At 45.1% G+C, this 20,714-nt stretch carries 15 protein-coding genes; 5 read left to right on the top strand and 10 right to left on the bottom strand.

Annotation, left to right across the window (positions count from 1 at the left end):
* Positions 1–43 precede the first annotated feature (43 nt).
* On the bottom strand, positions 44–1,561 hold the full coding sequence (locus HPS56_RS03455) for a DUF4301 family protein (RefSeq protein ID WP_172273869.1): 1,518 nt from the start codon (positions 1,559–1,561) through the stop codon (positions 44–46).
* A gap of 115 nt (positions 1,562–1,676) precedes the next feature.
* Between HPS56_RS03455 and HPS56_RS03460 the strand changes: the two genes are divergently transcribed.
* The gene (locus tag HPS56_RS03460) at positions 1,677–3,878 is read left to right on the top strand and encodes a RelA/SpoT family protein (RefSeq protein ID WP_172273872.1); all 2,202 of its coding nucleotides are present in this window, start codon (positions 1,677–1,679) and stop codon (positions 3,876–3,878) included.
* A gap of 347 nt (positions 3,879–4,225) precedes the next feature.
* Here the strand turns inward: HPS56_RS03460 and HPS56_RS03465 are convergent, their stop codons facing one another.
* Positions 4,226–6,424, bottom strand: coding sequence for a sodium-translocating pyrophosphatase (locus tag HPS56_RS03465; protein ID WP_172273875.1), 2,199 nt, complete (start codon positions 6,422–6,424; stop codon positions 4,226–4,228).
* Positions 6,425–6,538: 114 nt separating this feature from the next.
* Positions 6,539–7,354 (bottom strand): hypothetical protein, encoded by an 816-nt coding sequence (locus HPS56_RS03470; protein ID WP_172273878.1) that lies wholly within the window; start codon positions 7,352–7,354, stop codon positions 6,539–6,541.
* A 143-nt stretch (positions 7,355–7,497) separates the two neighbouring features.
* Here HPS56_RS03470 and HPS56_RS03475 point away from each other — a divergent pair, with 143 nt between their 5' ends.
* The 3 genes from HPS56_RS03475 to HPS56_RS03485 all read left to right on the top strand — a co-directional run bounded on the left by HPS56_RS03475 (position 7,498) and on the right by HPS56_RS03485 (position 10,468).
* Positions 7,498–8,775 carry a replication-associated recombination protein A gene (locus HPS56_RS03475; RefSeq protein ID WP_172273881.1) on the top strand — a complete coding sequence of 426 codons (1,278 nt, stop codon included), beginning with the start codon at positions 7,498–7,500 and terminating at the stop codon, positions 8,773–8,775.
* A 92-nt stretch (positions 8,776–8,867) separates the two neighbouring features.
* A complete protein-coding gene (locus HPS56_RS03480; protein ID WP_172273884.1) occupies positions 8,868–9,821 on the top strand; it encodes a D-2-hydroxyacid dehydrogenase in 954 nt (317 codons plus the stop codon).
* Between the two features lie 2 nt (positions 9,822–9,823).
* Complete coding sequence (locus tag HPS56_RS03485; protein WP_172273887.1) at positions 9,824–10,468, top strand: trimeric intracellular cation channel family protein; 645 nt, start codon at positions 9,824–9,826, stop codon at positions 10,466–10,468.
* 126 nt (positions 10,469–10,594) lie between these two features.
* Here HPS56_RS03485 and HPS56_RS03490 read toward each other — a convergent pair whose 3' ends face one another.
* Positions 10,595–11,068: a cytidine deaminase gene (locus HPS56_RS03490; protein ID WP_172273890.1), complete on the bottom strand. Its 474-nt coding sequence runs from the start codon at positions 11,066–11,068 to the stop codon at positions 10,595–10,597.
* A 200-nt stretch (positions 11,069–11,268) separates the two neighbouring features.
* Between HPS56_RS03490 and HPS56_RS03495 the strand changes: the two genes are divergently transcribed.
* The gene (locus tag HPS56_RS03495; RefSeq protein WP_172273893.1) at positions 11,269–12,180 is read left to right on the top strand and encodes a glucosaminidase domain-containing protein; all 912 of its coding nucleotides are present in this window, start codon (positions 11,269–11,271) and stop codon (positions 12,178–12,180) included.
* Positions 12,181–12,204: 24 nt separating this feature from the next.
* On the opposite strand, the gene HPS56_RS03500 is transcribed toward HPS56_RS03495, so the two are convergent.
* The 6 genes from HPS56_RS03500 to lpxD form a co-directional block, all read right to left on the bottom strand.
* Positions 12,205–13,923: an AAA family ATPase gene (locus HPS56_RS03500; RefSeq protein ID WP_172273896.1), complete on the bottom strand. Its 1,719-nt coding sequence runs from the start codon at positions 13,921–13,923 to the stop codon at positions 12,205–12,207.
* A 3-nt stretch (positions 13,924–13,926) separates the two neighbouring features.
* Positions 13,927–16,437, bottom strand: a complete 2,511-nt coding sequence (locus HPS56_RS03505; RefSeq protein WP_172273899.1) for a transglycosylase domain-containing protein — start codon at positions 16,435–16,437, stop codon at positions 13,927–13,929.
* Between the two features lie 29 nt (positions 16,438–16,466).
* Positions 16,467–17,387, bottom strand: a complete 921-nt coding sequence (miaA, locus tag HPS56_RS03510) for a tRNA (adenosine(37)-N6)-dimethylallyltransferase MiaA (RefSeq protein WP_172273902.1) — start codon at positions 17,385–17,387, stop codon at positions 16,467–16,469.
* A 30-nt stretch (positions 17,388–17,417) separates the two neighbouring features.
* Positions 17,418–18,188: an acyl-ACP--UDP-N-acetylglucosamine O-acyltransferase gene (lpxA, locus tag HPS56_RS03515; protein WP_172273905.1), complete on the bottom strand. Its 771-nt coding sequence runs from the start codon at positions 18,186–18,188 to the stop codon at positions 17,418–17,420.
* 87 nt (positions 18,189–18,275) lie between these two features.
* A complete protein-coding gene (locus tag HPS56_RS03520) occupies positions 18,276–19,661 on the bottom strand; it encodes a bifunctional UDP-3-O-[3-hydroxymyristoyl] N-acetylglucosamine deacetylase/3-hydroxyacyl-ACP dehydratase (protein WP_172273908.1) in 1,386 nt (461 codons plus the stop codon).
* A gap of 5 nt (positions 19,662–19,666) precedes the next feature.
* Complete coding sequence (gene lpxD / locus HPS56_RS03525; RefSeq protein ID WP_172273911.1) at positions 19,667–20,701, bottom strand: UDP-3-O-(3-hydroxymyristoyl)glucosamine N-acyltransferase; 1,035 nt, start codon at positions 20,699–20,701, stop codon at positions 19,667–19,669.
* Positions 20,702–20,714: the final 13 nt, after the last annotated feature.

Below are 20,714 nucleotides of genomic sequence, written 5' to 3' on the forward strand. Positions count from 1 at the left end.
GTTCTTGTATGTCTTTTTTCGTGAAGATGTTTCTGCTTATGAATCATTGATGTTGGTCTCTCAGCAAGTCGTTTACAGTCTTCACAGGGTTGAATGTTCCGAGCGGAACCTCCACGAACACGGTGTTCCAATTGCTCATTGCACCGTTCCAAAGTCCTGGCAGTTCAAGTGCTTTCAACTCTTTTCCGTTTTTGCTTTTGCTGCTGATAAAGCCTGTGGTTTTGTCGACAAACTGCGTAAGGTCGAAGCTGTTGCCTTTATAGTCTTTAACGGCACATACGAGGTCGACCGGATTGAAGTGTGTTCCGTTCCTGAACATTTCCATGTATTCCGTGTTGTCTGTGTCTATCTGGCTGCTTTCCAGAATCTGCAGGCTCACTGTTCCGTCAGCGTTATATGTGAGGAACGGGCCTCCTCCCGGCTCGCCTACATTCTTAACCACACCGCAAACCCTCATCGGTCGGTTAAGCTTGTTGCGGAGGTATATTACGAGTTCTGCATCCTCAAGATGCTTGATATCCTCTTTTCTGCAGCACAGGTCATTCTGTACGAATCTGATGATGTCCTCAAGCTGTTCGTGGCTGTAGCTGCCTGTGTCGAGAAGCCGCAGATATCCGAATGCCTTTTCCTGAAGCGATACAAGTATTCCGGCAATAACCTGTTTGTATTCTACTGTTTCCGCCTTCAGACGGTCAGGCACGACATTGTCTATATTCTTTATGAATATCACATCAGCATCAATCTCATTGAGGTTTTCTATCAATGCCCCGTGACCTCCCGGACGGAACAGGAGGCTGCCGTCTTCGTTTCTGAACGGTGTGTTGTCAGTATTTGCGGCGATTGTGTCGGTGCATGACTTTTGCTCAGAGAAAGATATATTGTATTCTATTCCGTGTCTTGCGGCAAAAATACCGGCCTTTTCCTCTACTTTTTTCTTGAATAATCCGATATGCTCGTGGCTTACCGTGAAATGGATGTTTGCCTGTTTGTTGCTTGCCGCATACAATGCTCCTTCCACAAGATGCTCCTCCATAGGTGTGCGTGCTCCGTCTTCATATTTGTGGAACAGCAGCAATCCTTTCGGCAGCTGTCCGTAGTTCATCCCCTCCGCATTCAGCATGTTTGCCGCCACGGCCTTATAGTTGCCCTCTGCAATGAGCGTGTCGATGTCTTTTCCGTTGTTTTCCTTACATACCCCGTTCAATGCCTCATAGAAAGCAAAGCTGTGTATGTTGTTGAAATACTTCTTTTCAAAATCTGTTTCCGGTGTGTCGTAACCGGCAGATATGAATGCGAACATATCCTTGAACATACGGCTTGCCGCACCTGATGCCGGCACGAACTTGACGATTTTCCTGCCTTCGGCCTTATATGCGTTCCATTTTTCTTCAAACGCCTTGCGTTCCTCTTCCGCCGGTGCGGTGATACCGTGGCCGATAGTTGCCGCGGCTTCAAGTTTCAAAAATGGAAAGCCTGTTTTAAACTGTTCCAACTGGTTGTTGATCTGCTTTTCTGTAATGCCTTTAAGGGCGATTTGTTTAAGGTCTTCTTGTGATAACATAAATTGTGGTTTTTTGTATTATATGTTACAAAAATACTAACTTTTTCTTTAATTATACAGTAGTTCGGATAAAAATTGTACCTTTGCAATGATAAATTAACAAAACATGCACTATATGAACGGCAAATTTGAGTTTAGTACGGAGGAGAGAGACGAGACTTTGAATATTCTGAACAAGTTGAAATCCGAGATAGGGCATCTTCTTGTGCCCGGTGATGAGGAAAAACTTCATGAGATAATAATGCGTTCCCTTTGTCAGAACGAGCTGTCGCGTAATTCATTCGGGCATAATCCTATCTTGCTTTGTTTCCAAACCGCCCTCATTGCTGTAGAGGAGATAGGTCTTAGGCGTGATGCCGTGATAGCCATACTGCTTAATCCCGGTGTTCAGGGCGGATTTCTTTCTTTGGACGATGTCCGTGGCATGTTTGGAGACTCTGTGGCAGGTATTCTTCACGGTCTTAAGCGTATAGCCGAGCTTTATTCAAAGAATCCAGTTGTGGAGAGTGAGAATTTCCGCAATCTTCTGTTATCGTTTGCCGAGGACATGCGTGTGATACTTATAATGATAGCCGACAGGGTGAATCTGATGCGTCAGATACGCGATGCGGAAAACGGCGGTGTGAAGCGTAACGTTTCCGAGGAGGCCGCTTATTTGTATGCTCCGCTTGCCCATAAGCTGGGTTTATATAAGTTGAAAAGCGAACTTGAGGATTTGTCATTGAAATATCTTGAGCATGATGCATATTATCTTATTAAGGACAAGCTTAATGCCACAAAGAAATCGCGTGATGCGTACATTGCAGGTTTCATCGGTCCTATAGAAGAAAAGCTGACGGCTGCAGGACTGAAGTTTCACATGAAGGGCCGCACGAAGAGCATCCATTCCATCTGGCAGAAGATGAAGAAGCAGAAGTGTGGTTTTGAGGGCATATACGATCTTTTTGCGATACGTATAATTCTTGACTCGCCTGTGGAAAAGGAGAAGATGCAGTGTTGGCAGGCATATTCCATAGTGACGGATATGTATATGCCAAATCCGAAGCGTCTGCGTGACTGGCTGTCGGTGCCGAAGTCTAACGGGTATGAAAGTCTGCATATAACTGTGCTTGGTCCGGACAACAAGTGGGTGGAGGTACAGATACGTACCGATCGTATGGACGAGATTGCCGAGAAGGGTGTGGCTGCCCACTGGCGTTATAAGGGTGTGAAGAGTGAGACGGGGCTTGACGAATGGCTTGCCAACATCCGCAGCATCCTTGAGCACAACGGAGACAATCTTCAGGTGATGGACCAGTTTAAGATGGACCTGTATGAGGATGAGGTATATGTATTCTCGCCCAAGGGAGACCTTTTTAAGTTTCCTAAGGGAGCCACCGTCCTTGATTTCGCTTATCACATCCATTCAAAAGTCGGAAACTCATGCACCGGAGCACGGATCAGCGGTAAGATTGTGTCCTTGCGTGAACAGCTGCGGAGCGGCGACCAGGTGGAGATTGTCACGTCTGCGGTTCAGAAGCCTAAGCAGGAGTGGCTCAATATTGTGAAAACCTCACGTGCAAAGTCAAAGATACGTCTCGCGCTGAAGGAAACCCAAGTGAAGGAGGGCCTTTTTGCAAAGGAAATGATAGAGCGTAAGTTCCGCAACAGGAAGATAGAGCTTGACGAGAGTGCCATGACAAGGATGGTGAAGAAACTCGGATTCAGGGAAACAAGCGAATTCTACAGACATGTATCGGACGGCACTCTTGATATAAACACGGTGGTCGACAAGTATCTTGAGATACTGCAACGTGACAGCAACCAGGGCGATGTGCCTGTTAGTGCAGACGGATACACACTGCAGAACGAAGTCCTGCCCCAGGGCATGGATGATGTGCTTGTGATAGACCGCAACCTTAAAGGGATTGACTATCAGCTTGCACGCTGCTGTCAGCCTATATATGGCGATTCCATTTTCGGTTTTGTCACTGTTAGCGGAGGTATAAAGGTTCACCGTGAGGACTGCCCGAATGCGGCGGAGTTGCGTAAACGTTTCGGCTACCGTATTGTGAGGGCAAAGTGGAGCGGCAAGGGCTCGTCGCTTTATTCGATAACGTTGCGTGTGGTGGGAAATGATGATATCGGCATAGTTAACAACCTGACCAGCATAATAAGCAAGGACGAGAAACTCACATTGCGCAGCATAAGTATCGACAGCGATGACGGGCTTTTCCGTGGCAATCTCGTTGTGATGCTTGACGACACTTCCCGTCTTGAGAATCTTCTGAAGAAACTTCGTATGGTGAAAGGAGTAAAACTTGTGGAGAGGATATAGAAAACAGACTTTTATGGCTGGAGACAACGTGGTTATATCCTTTAAATGTAATAAAAATTCTTATATGCTTTTTGTGCCGGTTTTGCCTCGTTGGTAAGACTTCGTAAATCGTTGGTATATAAGGTGTTAGAGATAATCAAAAAGTGTGCCAAAATGAATGGCCTATTCATGCTTGATGAATAGGCCATTCACGCTTGATGAATAGGCTGTTCATTGAGCATGAACAGGCCATTCATCAGAAGAGAATTTTACATCCGTGAAAAATGTAAATAGATTTCGAAATTTTCATGTATGTTGGTGCTTTTGAATAAATTAACATTTGTATCTGTTCTGTAGTGCCACCGTTATTAGAACATGATGGTGAGTCCGGCCATGACAATGCTTACCATTGACATAAGTTTGATGAGAATGTTCAGCGACGGGCCAGAGGTGTCTTTAAACGGGTCGCCCACGGTATCGCCGACTATAGTGGCTTTGTGGCATTTGCTTCCCTTGCCTCCGAAGTTTCCTTCCTCAACCATTTTCTTGGCATTGTCCCATGCTCCTCCGGAGTTTGCCATGAACACGGCGAGAGTGAATCCGGATGTGAGTCCTCCTACCAGCAGGCCCATAACTCCCGCCACACCGAGAAGCATGCCGACGGCTATAGGTATGATTATTGCGAGCAGACTCGGGAAAATCATTTCACGCTGGGCCGAGCGTGTGCTTATTTCCACACAGCGGCCGTAATCAGGAGTACCCTTGCCTTCAAGTATTCCTGCAATCTCACGGAATTGCCGTCTTACTTCTTCCACCATGCTTTGGGCCGCACGTCCGACAGCTCCCATCGTCAGACCGCAGAACAGGAAGGCCGCCATGCCTCCGATAAATGCACCGATGAGCACTTTGGGATTCATCAGTGTTACCTGATAGAAGTTCATGAAGTCCGTTATGTCGGCAGTGGCCGGATTGAATATCTCTCCGGCCTGGTTGATATATGTCTGTCCTTCGTCTACGGCACGTATCATTGCTATTTTTATCTCTTCAACGTATGAGGCGAGCAGTGCCAGGGCCGTTAGCGCCGCACTGCCTATTGCGAATCCCTTGCCTGTGGCCGCGGTAGTGTTGCCGAGAGCATCGAGAGCGTCGGTGCGTTTGCGTATTTCTTCACCAAGCTCGCTCATTTCCGCGTTGCCTCCGGCATTGTCGGCGATAGGTCCGTAAGCATCGGTGGCAAGTGTGATGCCGAGTGTCGACAGCATGCCTACTGCGGCTATGCCTATGCCGTATAATCCCATGGATATGCTTTTGGCATTCATGCTCAGGTCGAAGTGATTGGCGCACATGTAGCTGAGGAGTATGGCAGCAGAAATTGTCACCACCGGTATCATGGTGGAAATCATGCCTGTTCCTATGCCTTTTATGATAACTGTTGCCGGACCTGTCTGTGACGATGCTGCAATGTCCTGTGTAGGCTTGTAGCTCTGGCTGGTATAGTATTCCGTGCCTTGTCCTATTATGACTCCGGCCACAAGGCCTGTAAGTACGGAGAATGACAGGCCGATCCAGTTTTCTATTTCGAGCAGATAAAGAATGGCAAACGATGCGACGGCTATCAGCACGGCAGACACGTTTGTGCCGAATCCGAGCGAGCGTAGAAGGTCGCGCATTGTGGCGTCCTCTTTTGTCCTGACGAGGAAAATTCCTATGACAGACAGGAAAATTCCAACAGCCGCGATAATCATCGGTGCAATCACGGCTCTCATCTGCATGTCGCCGTGCATTGCAAATGCCGTTGCGCCGAGTGCGGCTGTGCTGAGGATGCTTCCGCAATAGCTTTCGTAGAGGTCTGCTCCCATTCCTGCGACGTCGCCCACGTTGTCGCCCACGTTGTCTGCAATGGTGGCGGGATTGCGCGGGTCGTCTTCCGGGATGTCTGCCTCAACTTTTCCAACGAGGTCTGCACCGACGTCGGCAGCCTTGGTGTAGATACCTCCGCCTACACGTGCAAAGAGAGCCTGGGTGGATGCTCCCATTCCGAAGGTAAGCATGGTCGTAGTGATTGTGACAAGAGCCATTTGGCTGCCGTTATAGAAAAATCCGAGAATGATGAACCACAGGGCGATGTCGAGCAGTCCGAGACCTACAACCACGAGGCCCATCACGGCTCCGCTTCTGAACGCCACCTTAAGTCCCCGGTTAAGCCCTTGGCGTGCGGCATTGGCTGTACGTGCCGATGCGAAAGTTGCTGTTTTCATACCGAAGAAGCCGGCAAGTGCGGAGAAGAGTCCTCCGGTGAGGAATGCGAACGGAACCCAAGGGTTCTGAATTTTCAGTACGTATGCCATAAAGGCAAATATAACGGCAATGACTATGAATACGCATCCTACAACCTTATACTGTTGTTTCAGATACGCCATTGCGCCTTTGCGCACGTGGAGTGCGATTTTTCTCATTTGTTCCGTACCCTCTTCTTCGCTCATCATCTGGCGGAAAAAGAAGTACGCCATAGCCAGGGCTATAACGGAGGCTACGGGTACAAGCCAAAAGGCAAAAGGAATGTTCATAACTTTAGATAAATTAATTGATGATTAAAGATTGTTAATGTGTACAGTATAAAAAGAAAGGAGCCGGCCGGCTCGTATTACAGCCAGACAACTCCTTTTATTTTGTTTTTATTGCTATTCTTCTATATAGTCGGCAAGCCCTTCCGCTTCCTCGTCCGGATCACTGCTTATGCTGAAAGTGGTGCGGTAGTTTTCTTCCGTTATGTCGTCATCGTTGAATTCTGTCGGTTCTTCAGGCTCGATGTCGTCTTCATCGGGCTTGTTGTATGTATCTTCCGGCAATTCGTCTTCCTCCTCTTCTTCTTCGGATGGGGCGGGTGACGATGCAAACTTCATCTTCGGCTTTTCCATCTCAGGTTTTGCCTTTGCGAATATGGCTTCTACCCATGTTCCTTTTGCCACTTCAAGCACTTCATATCCGTCGGCGATTTTCCTCTCGTACATTCCTCCGGGCTTATGCAGACGGTCTTTGGGAAGTGTTGTGGTGGATATGTCGAATCCTCTTTCAATGATGTCTCGTATGCTTTGTGACAGAGATTCCCATCCTCCTCCGAAATTCCTGTCGAGAACTTCTATGAGTTTTGCCGCCGTGATGTGGTGGATGTTCTCATACGTGAGATCGTTCACACGCATTATCGCTTTCTTTTTTATGGCAAGTTCTATTTTAGAGTTTTCTCCGAGACGGATCTGTGATATTGTGTATCCGAGTTTTTCATATTTAGATTTCATTGCCGGTGATTCATCCTTGAGCTCTTCAACGATAAATGCGCTTTTTATCATGTCAATGTAATGGCGGGCATTGTCTTTTATGTCAATATCTTTGTCCGCTCCCTCCCACATACGGAAAATGTCGTTCTCTTGCACGTCCCATACGTTGTTTTTCGTAAGGGTTTTAAGGGTAAGTGTCTTTTTTTCTGTTTGTTGATTCATGTCGTGATTGATATTCTCTTTAAAATTTGCTGCAAAAGTAAATACATTATTTCTACTAAGCAAACTTTTATTGTATTTATTTGGTTAATTTCTTAAAAATGCGTTTCCTTAATCGGATTTTTGCACTACCTTTGCTATTGATTATGGCACAACCGTTAGCAGAGAGAATGAGGCCTTCGGGCCTTGATGATTATATAGGCCAGAGGCACCTTGTGGGGCAGGGGGCAATCTTGCGTAAGATGATTGATTCGGGGCGTATTTCATCTTTCATATTATGGGGACCTCCCGGGGTGGGGAAAACCACCCTTGCACAGATAATAGCCCACAGGCTGGAGACACCGTTCTATACATTGAGTGCGGTCACCAGCGGTGTGAAGGATGTGAGAGAAGTGATAGACAAGGCTTCTAAAGGACGTTTTTTCACAGAGGCTTCACCGATTCTTTTTATTGACGAGATACATCGCTTCAGCAAGTCGCAACAGGATTCTTTGCTCGGAGCTGTGGAAAAAGGCGTGGTTACGCTTATCGGGGCCACTACGGAAAATCCTTCGTTTGAGGTTATCCGTCCGTTGCTCTCAAGGTGCCAGCTTTACGTATTGAAGCCATTGGGGCGCGATGATCTCGACGGGCTGTTGCGGCGCGCTGTTGCGGAGGATATATATCTTAAAGAACGTAATATCGAGCTGAGGGAGACCGGTGCCCTGATAAGATATAGCGGGGGTGATGCCCGTAAACTGCTTAACCTTCTTGAGCTTGTTGTCGAGTCTTCACCTGAGGAAGATGTCGTTGTCACAGACGATGCGGTGATAAAACGCCTTGAGCAGAATCCCCTCGCTTATGATAAGGACGGTGAGATGCATTATGATATTGTGTCTGCTTTTATAAAGAGCATACGCGGAAGCGATCCTGATGCGGCTCTTTACTGGCTTGCGCGCATGATAGAGGGCGGTGAGGATCCTAAGTTCATTGCCAGGCGTCTTGTCATAAGTGCGTCTGAGGATATCGGTCTTGCCAATCCCAACGCCCTTTTGCTGGCCAATGCCGCCTTTGACGCAGTGAGTAAGATAGGATGGCCGGAAGGACGTATCGCCTTGGCCGAGGCAACGGTTTATCTTGCGGCAAGCCCCAAAAGTAATTCCGCATATCTTGGTATAGACAAGGCAATACAACTGGTGAGGCGCACAGGAAACCAACCGGTACCGTTGCATTTACGCAACGCACCGACGGAACTCATGGCAGAGCTTGGATACAGTGACGGATATAAATATCCTCATAATTATGCCGGTCATTTCACGGAACAGCAGTATTTGCCGGATGCGTTGCGTAATGAACGTATATGGCTGGGGCAGCACAGTCCGGCCGAGCAGAAGTTATATAATAATATGGTGGATTGCTGGGGAGACCGCTACAGGCAGGAATGATTTCTTTTATATTACTTTGTCCGCAACGGATAAGTGAAAAACGGTGAATGCCTGTTTTTTGTTTGACAATGTTAATAATATGTAGATAAATTATGAAGATAGTAGTTTTAGATGGATACGGGTTGAATCCCGGTGACCTTTCATGGGATGCGCTCGGAGCGTTGGGAGAACTTACCGTTTATCCCCGTACGTCAGGGAGCGATATTCTGAAGAGAAGTGCTGAAGCGGAGATGCTGCTTACGAATAAGGTGGTGATAGATGAATCCGTGATTGCCGGTCTGCCGAAGTTGAGATATATAGGTGTGCTGGCTACAGGATATAACGTGGTGGATCTGAATGCTGCCGCATCACGCGGAATTGTCGTGACAAATATTCCCGCGTACAGTACAGACAGTGTGGTTCAGCTTACTTTCGCACATCTGTTCAATATAACCAACCGCATCGGACACTATGCCGTGGAGAACAGGAACAGGCGTTGGAGCCACAGCGAGGATTTCTGTTATTGGGACACTCCTTTGAATGAGGTGGCCGGCAAGACGATGGGAATCATCGGACTCGGTAATATCGGCCGGAAGGTTGCATGCATAGCCCGTGCGTTCGGGATGGATGTGTTTGCATATACAAGCAAGAACTCCGCAGATTTGCCGGATGGAATACAAAAGACGACTCTTGACGGGCTGTTTGCGGTGAGTGACGTGCTTAGCCTGCACTGTCCTCTTACGGAAAATACCCGTGAGATTATAAATGCCGCGACATTGGCAAAGATGAAGCGTGGAGCCATACTGATAAATACCGGTCGCGGACCGTTGGTGAACGAGCAGGCCGTGGCCGATGCGCTTGCCGAAGGACAGCTTGGGGCCTATGGTGCCGATGTGATGTGTCAGGAACCGCCGGCGGAAGACAATCCGTTGTTCAGCGCACCTAACGCCTATATCACTCCCCATGTGGCATGGGCTACGTTTGAGGCGCGTGCAAGACTGATGGATATTGCCGTTGAGAATGTCAGGGCTTTTATAGACGGAGAGCCCGTGAATGTGGTTAATTAGTTATGGCAGAGGAAATAAGCGTCAGTACCGTTCAGCAGGTAATCGAGTTTTTGGGTACGTTTGCTTTTGCCATATCCGGTATACGTCATGCGGCGGCAAAGCATTTTGACTGGTTTGGAGGCTATGTTTGTGGAATTGCCGTTGCCATCGGTGGTGGAACCATACGTGATGTGATGCTCGGTGCCATTCCTTTTTGGATGACGACACCTGTATATATGATATGTACGGCCATGGCATTGCTTGTGGTTATTGTGTTTTCAAAGTATATGGAGAGGCTCAGCAATACGTGGTTCGTGTTTGATACGCTGGGATTGGCCCTATTTACCATTGCCGGAATCCAGAAAAGCCTTGATTACAGCCAGCCGTTTTGGGTGGCTATAACAATGGGGTGTATCACCGGTGCGGCAGGAGGAGTCATACGTGACATTCTGCTGAATAATGAGCCGGTAATATTCCGTAAGGAAATCTATGCAATGGCATGTTTCCTGGGAGGCTCGGTGTATTGGCTGTTGGCATATCTTTCAATGCCGGTGGAGATAACCGTTATAGTCAGCTTCACGGTGACATGTCTTATACGTTTCCTTGCAGTGAAATATCATCTTTCGCTGCCGGTTCTTAAAGGTATAGACAATGACGATTCCAAATAGCGTCGTTTGTGTTTGATTATTATTGATATATGGAAAGAGGTGTCGCTCCGTTGATTCATGGCATACGAAAAACGACACCTCTTTCCATATATATGTTTCTTCTGGGTGTCACTTGTTGTCTATATACTACAACTGTTTGAAAGAGAGCGGCATAAGGTTTTTAATACCTTCTATGATATATATGTTCTTTCTTCCGTGCAGGAGTATTCTCAGTTCCTGTCCGAATCTGATTTCAGTCTCTATCATTGCCTGCCGGCATGTACCGCATGGCGATATGGGGTTTTCAAGCAGTTCTCCGTCTGTGCCGCGTGCTGCTATGGCTATTGTCCTGACCGGAACATCCGGGTATCGTGAGCCGGCTGCGAACAGTGCGCTGCGTTCCGCGCATACAGTGACAGAGAATGCTACGTTTTCCTGGTTGCATCCTGTTATTATTTCACCGTTGTCCAGCAAAAGTGCCGAGCCGACGTTGAAATGTGAGTATACGGAATATGAATGTGATGTCATTTCCACAGCCATATCCACGAGTTTCCTGTCATCAGCCGGCAGCTCATCATAGCTGCATATTTCTATTGCTGATTCTAATATCTTTCTTTCCATAATATCTTTTTGGGTACAAACATACAAAAAAAGTATTTATCATCATGTTTGCTGTTGTTAAATAAATAAAAACTATATATATAGTAGATATTTAATTGTTACCTTTGCAGAAGACAAGCCTTAATCCGGCAATATCCTGACAGGTCTTATTGTTGTCGGCTTGTATTATTTTTGTAATCCGTAAATAAAAGTTTTCATTAATGAAAAGAGTCTTCTCTGTTTTGATGGTTCTGATTGCGTGGGTAGCTGTTGCCGATGCCCAGATGAAATGGAATCAAGCTTATCAGCAGTATATTGACCAATACAAGGATATAGCAATAGAACAGATGATGAAATACCGTATTCCGGCAAGTATCACTCTTGCGCAAGGCGTTTTTGAATCCGGAGCGGGTAAGAGTATGCTTACAAGAAAAGGAAACAATCATTTTGGAATAAAGTGTCATGGGTGGGGAGGACGTTCCGTGTATTACGATGACGACCGTCCTAATGAGTGTTTCAGGGCTTACGATAATGCCTATGAGAGCTATGAGGATCATTCTAAGTTTCTTGTGAGCGGACAACGTTACAGGAATCTTTTCAAGTTGCGTACGACCGACTATAAGGGATGGGCAAGAGGATTGAAGGCGGCCGGATATGCCACCAATCCTCAATATGCATCGAAACTTATAGGGATTATCGAGCTTTATAATCTGCAGCAGTATGACAGGGCAACCGGATATGACCATTTTCATGTGCGTCATACAAAGGACCGTTCCGTGAACGGTTATTTGCATCCGATATATAATTTCAATGATAATTATTATATAAAGGTGCGCAGGGGAGATACTTTCCGAAGCATATCAAAAGAAGTTGGTATATCATACAGGAAGCTTGCCAAGTATAACGAAAGGCCTAAGACAGATATTCTTTATGAGGGGGAAGTCGTTTATCTTAAAAAGAAGCGGAAGCGCGCTCCGAAGAAGTATAAAGGATATTTGCACGTTGTAAAGCCCGGGGACTCCATGTATAGTATATCCCAGACTTATGGCATACAGCTGAAGTACCTGTATAGGATGAACCGCCTCAGTCCTTACTATGAAATAAAGGTTGGTGACAGGTTGAAAGTGAGATGATGCGGGGAGTTAGGGATTGGAGTGTCAGTCCTTTTCAAGTCGGCTGAGCCTTCTTTTTGCCTCGTATGCATCGGGATACAGCTTGAGTGCCTTACGGTAATTGGCTTTTGCCGCTTCATCCATGTGTTCGTTCTCACATTCCTGTCCTAATATGAGGTATTCTGCAGCAAGCTCTTTCAGATAGCTTTCTTTACGGTTTATTTCGGATTTCAATGAATCTATTTCGTTCTGCAGCCTGTTTATCACTCCTAATTTCATGCGTATTAGCCGTTTGGCAGCCGGTTGTTCTATGACGTATTTGCTGTGTATGGCTTTGAAGAAACTGTTGATGAATCCATCGAAATCCTTGTTGTCGAAAGCCTTTACCGCATCATAATATTCCTGGTCTGCCTTGCTGCGGTGGATCGCTTCTTTTATAATTTGCCTGTTGTTATACATGGCTGCGAATCTTACAACCTTGCTTCTTATGAAAATGTCTCGTTCCCTCACCGGTGCGTTGAGGCTTATTCCTTCTAATGACGTGCAGCGGCTGAGTGCCACGTATGTCTGTCCTCCTGCGAAAGCCCCTCCGGACAAGTCGATGTTTACTTTCCTGAATGTCAGTCCCTGGCTTTTATGTACGGTTATAGCCCAGGCAAGCCGAATTGGAAACTGACAGTAAATACCTAATTGTTCCTCTTCTATTTTCTGTTCTTTCTCATTGAATGTATATTTGAGATTTTCCCATATCTCACGTTCCACATCATATTCGTTGCCGTCTTCCGTGATGACGGTAATTATTCCGGCACTCTCGTCTATATTGCTTATTACTCCCAGTGTTCCGTTTACCCATCGTTTGTCCTTGTCATTCTTTACGAATATCACCTGAGCTCCAAGTTTCACGTTAAGTTCCATAGGAGAGGGGAGAGACGTTAGCGGGAAATCGTTTTTTATCACACCGTGGAATACTGTTTCTTTGCCGTCCAGCTCCGATAGCTTTTGGCTATTGATATGGTCTACAGTATCCCTGCGTGATGCAAGTGTTATTGCCAGGTCGTTGTCTTTGGCCTGAAAAACGGTGCCTACACGTGAGTTGAGTATCTTCAGGTCATTAGATGTCTGTGAGTTTATGCGTATGCGGTCAAGTATTCCGATGAATTGCCGGTCATTCTGCCTGTATACCTTCTGCAGTTCAATACTGACCAACTGCATTTCCTGAAAGACTTTTGCAGAGAAGAAGTAGGCTGACGCATAGAATGGCTGAAGTAATTTGCGGTCATCTTCCTTGACTACAGGCTCAAGTTGATACACGTCTCCGACAAACAGGATTTGCTTGCCGCCAAACGGCACTCGCATGTTATGGCAGTATATCCTTAGGACTTTGTCTATAAAGTCTATTATATCTGCTCTTACCATGCTTATCTCATCAATGATTATGAGTTCTGTTTTTTTCAGAATCTTAATATGCTCACCGGTGTATTTTAGTGTCTTGCGTATGTTGCGTGGCGAGTATCTGCTGTCATTTGGGAGCAGAGGATGGAACGGAAGTCTGAAGAAACTGTGGAGTGTTGAGCCGCCTGCATTGATTGCAGCGATGCCAGTAGGTGCTAAAACCACATGTGCTTTTTTTACATTTTTCGCAACATACCGTAGAAATGTGGATTTACCCGTACCGGCCTTTCCTGTGAGGAAAAGCGAGTTACGGGTAAATTCAATGATATTAAGAGCTTCCTGCCACTCTTTATTATCTGTGTCTAACTCCATCTATTATAGATAAATGTCTTCTTCTTGCGGCTTTAAGGATACTTTTTTTCCTGAAGCGTCGTCGGATGTCGAGGATGGTGTCTTTTCAGCCGGTGATGCAGGATTGTCTTCGCCTTGATTTGTCCGGTTTCCGTTATTTTCATTGTATTCGAGCATGATATCATTTCCGTCTTCTGACATTATGCTGTCACCGGCTGTGGAGTCTTCCTCTTCCTTTACATGGTAATAGCTTGAACAGTTGTATGCGGCATATTCAATCTCACCTTTTGGTGGAGCAGGGTATTTGCCATGATATTTCTCCATTGATTTATCAGACAATACTGATTCTAAGAAATAGCCGCATATTGGCAGTGCGGTACGGCTGCCCTGACCGAGAGCTCCGGTGCGGAAGTGGATACATCTGTATTCTCCTCCAACCCACGCGCCGACCACAAGCTTGGGGCTTACTCCCACAAACCAGGCATCGGAATGATTGTTTGACGTACCGGTTTTTCCTCCGAAATCAGTGTCTTTGCCGAATTTTCCTACGTATCTCCATAAGCTTTGGCTTGTGCCGCCCGGTTCGAGTATGCCGCCTTTCAGCAGTTGCTGCATGAGATATGCGCTTCTGTATGATATCACTTGCTTGCTCTCGGCAGTTGCCGTATAGATCTCTTCTCCGTTACGGTCGAGGATGCGTGTGACAAGTATAGGGCTGTTGTGCTTTCCGTCATTGGCAACTGTCGAATATGAGTTTACAAGTTCAAGAAGATTCACGTCACTTGAGCCAAGTGCAAGTGACGGAGTGGGATCAAGTTCGCTTTTGATACCCATGGCGTGGGCCGTTCTTACGACATTTTCTATTCCGGTTTCTTGTCCCAGTTTCACTGCTACGGAATTGATACTTTGTGCGAACGCTGCTTTAAGAGGCATGGAGTCACCTGTGAAATATCCGTTTGCGTTCGATGGCATCCATGCGACATCCGTCTTTTTCTTTTTGTCATATACCATCATTCTGATAAATTCATCACGGCGTTTGTCACATGGTGTAAGACCCTTGTTCATTGCTTCTGTGTATACAAACAGCTTAAAGGTTGAGCCTGGTTGTCGCATGGCCGTAACTTTATCGTACTTCCAAGAATCGAAGTCAACGTCGCCTACCCATGCTTTCACATGGCCGGTGTTCGGTTCCATGGCGACAAATCCGCAATGCATAAACCGGACCATATATCTGATAGAGTCCATTGTACTCATCTCCAACTCGATACTTCCTTTATTATAATCAAAGACCTTGACTTTGTGAGGTTTGTTAAGATAGTATTCTATGGAGTCTGTATTATTGTCGTAACGCTGTTGCAGATATTTATAGAAAGGCTGTCTCTGTGCGATTCCTTCTATGAATCCCGGTATCTCCTGATGTCTTTCGTCTTGCCATGGATTCGTTTTTCCCCAATGACCGTTGAATTTGTCCTGTACCGTTTTCATTTGTTTGCGTGCGGCCTCTTCCGCATATTTCTGCATACGGGTGTCAATGGTAGTATAGATTTTCAGACCGCTTGAGTACAGGTCATAACCGTTTTCTTCACACCAGTCTTTCAGATAATCGGCTACGGCCTCACGGAAATATGTTGCCTGACCGTCATAGTTGCTTTCTACGCTGTAGTCAAGTTTTATAGGTTTTTGTCTTAACGTGTCGAATGCGACTTTATCCAAATCGCCTTTTTCCAACATGTTGTTAAGTACTGTGTTTCGGCGGCGCAGGCTGTTTTCCGGATTTATGCGTGGATTGTAATATGTTGTCGCCTTAAGCATGCCGACAAGTATTGCCGCCTGGTCTGTTGTGAGTTCTTTTGGAGTTGTTCCGAAATAAGTCTTGCATGCTGTTTTAATGCCAAAGGCGTTTGAACCGAAGTCGACGGTGTTGGCATACATCGTGAGGATTTCTTTCTTATTGAAGAAATATTCTATCTTCACCGCAGTAATCCATTCCTTTGTTTTCATTATAAGCATCTTCACTCCAGGAATCTTACCAAGAAGACCGGTGGAATACTGTGTACGTGCTCTGAAAATATTTTTCACAAGTTGTTGCGTGATTGTAGACGCTCCACGGGCATTGTGATGAATGATGTAGTCCTTTCCGGCTGCAAATATACCTTGTACATCAACTCCGATGTGGTCATAGAAACGCTCGTCCTCAGTATCGATAAGCGCTTTCCAAAATACAGGATTCACATCCTCGTATTTGACGGGTGTGCGGTTTTCATTGAAGAATTTTCCAATTAGGATACCGTCTGCGCTGTATATCTCAGAAGCTTGGTTGGTTACAGGGTTTTTGATGGTTTTTATTCCCGGAGACTTTCCGAACAGCCACAGGAAGTTAATGTCTACAGCTCCAAGATATAATATGAATAAAATGATGAAAGAAATAAATCCTGATAGGATTTTTATATACCATGGTCTGCCTTTATAAAGCCCTTTGTACCATGACCAGAGCCCTTTGACTTTTTGTAGGAAGAAATGAAAAAAGTTCCCCATGCCTTTTCTTGTTTTTGCTGTTTCGTTGTTCATGACAAAGATATATAATTCAAGATATCGTCTTTATTATCAGGATTGAACCAATGCATATTTTGGTCTCTTTTATACCATGTCAACTGTTTTCTTGCATATCTTCGCGTATTTCCTTTTATGCGTTCTATCGCTTCATTTAATGAATACGTTCCGTCAAAATATGCAAACATTTCCTTGTAGCCGACAGTGTTCAGGGCATTGGTGTCACGATATTCTGTCAATTGACGCGCTTCATGTTCAAGCCCCTCGGCAATCATTGAATCTACCCGGTTGTTTATTCGTCTGTAAAGTTCCTCGCGTTCACGGTTTAAACCTATTTTTATAACTTTGAACGGTCTTTGTCTTTTCTCGTTTTTTCGGAAAGATGTGTATGTCTTGCCTGTTTGTATGCATATTTCCAATCCGTGTATTACCCTGCGTGTATTGTTTTTATCAACAAAGTCATAATATTCCGGGTCAAGGCTCTTCAGTTCTTCGAGAATAGGGCTAAGCCCTTCTCTTTCAAATTTCTCCTTTATCATGTCCCTGACATCATTTCTTATTGTAGGAATATCATCGATGCCGTTGCATACGGCATCAATGTACATCATGCTGCCACCGGTAAGAAGCAAAACGGGTCTTTCTATTCCTTTTTTCTCCTGAGCAAGGAAAAGCCTGTTTGTAAGGTCCAGAACGTCTTGCTCATACATTGATGCATTATAGTAGTCATTTAGTCCCAGTGTCCCTACAAAATAGTGCTTTATTCTTTTCTGCTGTTCCTCGGTTGGTGCTGCAGTGCCTATCTTTAAGTTGCGGTAAATTTGTCGGGAATCTGCGTTTATTATCGGAATATTATATCTTTCGGCAATTTCCAGGCAGAGGTCTGTCTTGCCTACAGCAGTAGGACCGGTGATTACGATAAGCACTCTTTCTGCCATGTTTATTTGTTTTGCTGTCCGTATGGTTCTTTATCGGATAACACCACGTTTGGACTTTTCAAAGAAAGAACATATATATTCCACTTCTTTTGAATCAGGATATTTGGTTCTTGCCTCCTTCAGTCCTTCTTTCAGTATTCCGCTTGCATAAATGATTCTGTAGGCGTTGTGTATAATATCTATTGTCTCATTGCTGAAACCACGGCGGCGCAGACCCACAAGGTTGAGGCCGCAATACCGTGTAGGTTCCTTGCCTGCGGTTATATATGGAGGGATGTCAAGGCTGAAACGGCATCCGCCCTGAATCATTACGTATCCGCCTATGTTGCAGAATTGGTGGCATAATACGCTTCCGCTGATGATGGCGCAATCGTCGATGGTCACTTCCCCTGCAAGTTTTGTCGAATTGCCGATTATAAGACCGTTGCCTAATACGCAGTCGTGGGCAACGTGCATGTTCTCCATAAGCAGACAATTGCTTCCGACTTTTGTCGTCCCTTTGCTGGCGGTACCCCTGCTTATTGTAACATTTTCGCGTATGCTGTTGTTGTTGCCTATTTCACACAGAGTATCCTCACCGTTATATTTCAAGTCCTGTGGCTTGGTACTTATACTTGCTCCTGGAAAAAATTCATTATTGTCTCCAATACGTGCACCTGTGTGTATTGTGACACTGTTCATCAGATTGTTATTGTTTCCTATAACAACATTACGATCTATGAAGCAGAACGGGCCTATAATGTTGTTATTGCCTAATTTTGCTTCGGGGTGGACAAATGCCATTGGGCTTATTTGGTTCATATTATGTAATGAAATTAAGTTTCTTGTTATTATTTATATTTATAGAGACTCTTTTTTTGTTGGAGTCTCTATAAATACTTGTCTTTCTTATTTGTTCTTTACTATCTGTGCTGTGAATGTTGCTTCCGACACAATATGGTCTCCAACGAATACATATCCTTTCATTGATGATATGCCATGGCGCAAAGGAGCCAATAAGTCAACTTTGAACAGCAGCGTGTCTCCCGGTACTACTTTCTGGCGGAATTTGACATCGTCTATCCGCATGAAATAGGTAGACCATTTCTCCGGTTCTTCGACAGTGTTAAGTACAAGCAGTCCGCCACATTGTGCCATGGCCTCTATTTGAAGGACGCCAGGCATTACAGGTTCTTGCGGGAAATGTCCTTGGAAGAAAGGTTCGTTGCTTGTTACATTCTTCACACCTACAATACTTGTCGCCCCAAGTGATATTACCTTGTCGACCAATTGCATGGGATAGCGGTGCGGAAGCAGCTCGCGTATGCGTTTCACGTCCATTATGGGTTCGTCGTTCGGGTCATATATAGGTGCTTGTATTTCATGTTTGCGTATTTCCTTACGCATCTGGCGTGCAAACTTATTGTTTATTGTATGGCCTGGACGTGTCGCTATTATGCGGCCTTTGATAGGCTTTCCTATAAGGGCCATGTCACCTATTATATCGAGAAGTTTATGGCGTGTGCATTCATTTTCCCAGACAAGCGGTTTATGCTGTATGTATCCCAATTTTGTCGCATCCCTGTGGGCGACTTTCAGCATATCTGCCAATTTATCCAACTGCTCCTGGGAAATTTCATTCTCATACATGACAATTGCATTGTCAAGGTCTCCGCCTTTGATAAGATTAGCCTTTAGCAGCGGGGCAATGTCGCGTACGAAGACAAATGTACGTGCCGGTGCTATTTCCGAGGAAAAGTTTTTTATATTGTCAAGTGTGGCAAACTGGCTGTTTATGAACTTGGAATTGAATGAGCACATTGCTGTCAGACTGAATTCCTCATCTGGAAGAAGTGTTATGCAAGAGCCTGTTTCTTCGTCTTTTACCTCTATTTTTTTTCTTATGACATACCAGTCTTTGGGAGCGTTCTGCTCTTCAATGCCTATCTCATTTATTTTCTCGACATATTTGATTGCGCTACCGTCCAAGATAGGAAACTCCGGGCCGTTCACCTGTATCATACAGTTGTCGATACCTAAGGCGTAAAGTGCTGCAAGTCCGTGCTCGACAGTAGATACTCTTACTTCACCTTTCCCAAGAACGGTACCGCGTTGGGTATCAATGACATTTTCTGCGATAGCGTCAATTATCGGCATTCCGTCAAGGTCTATGCGCTGTATTTTGTATCCGGTATTTTCTGCAGAAGGATTAAATGTCACTGTAAGACTGAGGCCGGTATGCAAACCCTTTCCACAGAGTGAGAAACTGCCTTTCAGAGTTGTCTGTTTCATCATAAATGTTATTTCTTGGTTTTAAGTTCTTTTATTTCTTTTTGTAGTTCGTCTATCTGCTTGTAAAGCTCAGGTAATTTACGGAATATGGCCTGTGATTTGAAATATGCTTTAGGTTCCATGGGTGGTGTGCCTATAAGTGTCTGATTTCCTTTTATATTACCAGGCACACCGCTTTGCGCGCCCAAGAAAGTCTTGTCTCCGATATGGATGTGACCGGCAAGTCCGACCTGTCCGCCAAACATACACCATGATCCCACTTTAGTGCTTCCGGCTATGCCCACTTGTGCTGACATTACTGTATTTTCTCCTATTTCGACATTGTGTGCAACTTGAATCAGGTTGTCGAGTTTGACACCTTTACGTATGATTGTACTTCCCATTGTCGAGCGGTCTATACATGTGTTTGCACCGATTTCTACATTGTCTTCTATGGTTACAATACCGATCTGCGGAATCTTGTCGTAGCCTTCTGCATTCGGTGCGAATCCGAATCCGTCGGCTCCGATTACTGTTCCGGCATGTATTGTGACTCTGTTTCCGATACGGCAGCTTTCATATATGGTCACATTGGGATATAAGAGACAGTTCTCGCCTATGGAGACGTTATCACCGATTACGGTATGTGGATATATCTGTGAGCCATTGCCGATTACGGCATTGTCGCCTATGCATGCGAAAGCGCCTATATATACATTCTCTGCAATTTTTGCAGAATCGGAAATATATGCGGTAGGGTGTATTCCTGTTTTTTTCGGTTTTATAGATTCGTATAACTGAAGTAGTTTAGCTACGCTTTCATATGCGTTTTCGACACGGATAAGAGTTGGCTTTACCGGTTTTTCTAATTTTAAATCGTTATTTATCAAAACAATAGATGATTCAGTCTCATATATGTATTGAGTGTATTTAGGATTTGAGAGAAATGATATGGCACCGTGTGCCCCCTCTTCGATTTTAGCAAAGGTATTGACAGTGGCGTTATTATCACCTTCCACTTTACCGCCGATAAAATCAGCAATTTGTTTAGCTGTAAATTCCATTCTTTGTTGCTTT

It is taken from the genome of Xylanibacter muris (genome assembly GCF_013166605.1).
GTDB lineage: Bacteria > Bacteroidota > Bacteroidia > Bacteroidales > Bacteroidaceae > Prevotella > Prevotella muris.

Excerpts from the sequence above, each read along its gene's own strand:
- HPS56_RS03455 (WP_172273869.1), bottom strand. The coding sequence starts at position 1,561 with ATGTTATCACAAGAAGACCTTAAACAAATCGCCCTTAAAGGCATTACA.
- HPS56_RS03460 (WP_172273872.1), top strand. The coding sequence starts at position 1,677 with ATGAACGGCAAATTTGAGTTTAGTACGGAGGAGAGAGACGAGACTTTG.
- HPS56_RS03465 (WP_172273875.1), bottom strand. The coding sequence starts at position 6,424 with ATGAACATTCCTTTTGCCTTTTGGCTTGTACCCGTAGCCTCCGTTATA.
- HPS56_RS03470 (WP_172273878.1), bottom strand. The coding sequence starts at position 7,354 with ATGAATCAACAAACAGAAAAAAAGACACTTACCCTTAAAACCCTTACG.
- HPS56_RS03475 (WP_172273881.1), top strand. The coding sequence starts at position 7,498 with ATGGCACAACCGTTAGCAGAGAGAATGAGGCCTTCGGGCCTTGATGAT.
- HPS56_RS03480 (WP_172273884.1), top strand. The coding sequence starts at position 8,868 with ATGAAGATAGTAGTTTTAGATGGATACGGGTTGAATCCCGGTGACCTT.
- HPS56_RS03485 (WP_172273887.1), top strand. The coding sequence starts at position 9,824 with ATGGCAGAGGAAATAAGCGTCAGTACCGTTCAGCAGGTAATCGAGTTT.
- HPS56_RS03490 (WP_172273890.1), bottom strand. The coding sequence starts at position 11,068 with ATGGAAAGAAAGATATTAGAATCAGCAATAGAAATATGCAGCTATGAT.
- HPS56_RS03495 (WP_172273893.1), top strand. The coding sequence starts at position 11,269 with ATGAAAAGAGTCTTCTCTGTTTTGATGGTTCTGATTGCGTGGGTAGCT.
- HPS56_RS03500 (WP_172273896.1), bottom strand. The coding sequence starts at position 13,923 with ATGGAGTTAGACACAGATAATAAAGAGTGGCAGGAAGCTCTTAATATC.
- HPS56_RS03505 (WP_172273899.1), bottom strand. The coding sequence starts at position 16,437 with ATGGGGAACTTTTTTCATTTCTTCCTACAAAAAGTCAAAGGGCTCTGG.
- miaA (WP_172273902.1), bottom strand. The coding sequence starts at position 17,387 with ATGGCAGAAAGAGTGCTTATCGTAATCACCGGTCCTACTGCTGTAGGC.
- lpxA (WP_172273905.1), bottom strand. The coding sequence starts at position 18,188 with ATGAACCAAATAAGCCCAATGGCATTTGTCCACCCCGAAGCAAAATTA.
- HPS56_RS03520 (WP_172273908.1), bottom strand. The coding sequence starts at position 19,661 with ATGATGAAACAGACAACTCTGAAAGGCAGTTTCTCACTCTGTGGAAAG.
- lpxD (WP_172273911.1), bottom strand. The coding sequence starts at position 20,701 with ATGGAATTTACAGCTAAACAAATTGCTGATTTTATCGGCGGTAAAGTG.